Raw genomic sequence first — 464 nt, 5'->3', positions numbered from 1 at the left:
AAAATGATTATACAACCGCCCAAGGTGATTATTCAACAGCTTTGGGTTCTGTTTCTCAAGCTATGAAACAGGGTGCAACTGCTGTTGGTCATCGTTCCAAAGCACAGGGTGAAAACGCTATTTCTATAGGATTTTATTCGAAGGCACAGGCAGATTATGCTATTACTTTGGGGGCAAGTTCAGATGCAAAGGAAAAAAATTCTATTGCATTGGGTTATTCCGCAACGGCAGAACAAGAGAACGCGATTGTTTTAGGTTCTCATGCAAAAGCAAGCGTTACGGGTGGTGTTGCTTTAGGAGCGAATTCTTTTGTTGATAAGGCCGCTGGTATTGCTGGTTATAGCCCTATGCAAAAAGATGGATCAAAAGATGAAAGTTATGTATGGAAAAGTACGCTAGGTGCAGTCAGTGTTGGTAATATTAAGGATGGTCAGACACGACAAATTGTTGCAGTAGCGGCTGGT

General features: G+C 42.0%; 1 pseudogene. It reads left to right on the top strand.

The features are described 5' to 3' along the window. Positions 1 to 464 (top strand): annotated as a pseudogene (locus BN338_RS10110) (hypothetical protein); the annotation flags it as partial.

The organism is Bartonella queenslandensis AUST/NH15, from assembly GCF_000312585.1.
In the GTDB taxonomy this organism is placed as follows: domain Bacteria; phylum Pseudomonadota; class Alphaproteobacteria; order Rhizobiales; family Rhizobiaceae; genus Bartonella; species Bartonella queenslandensis_A.
Note: the sequence above shows the minus strand (reverse complement) of the source record. Positions and strands in the feature narration are given on the sequence as shown.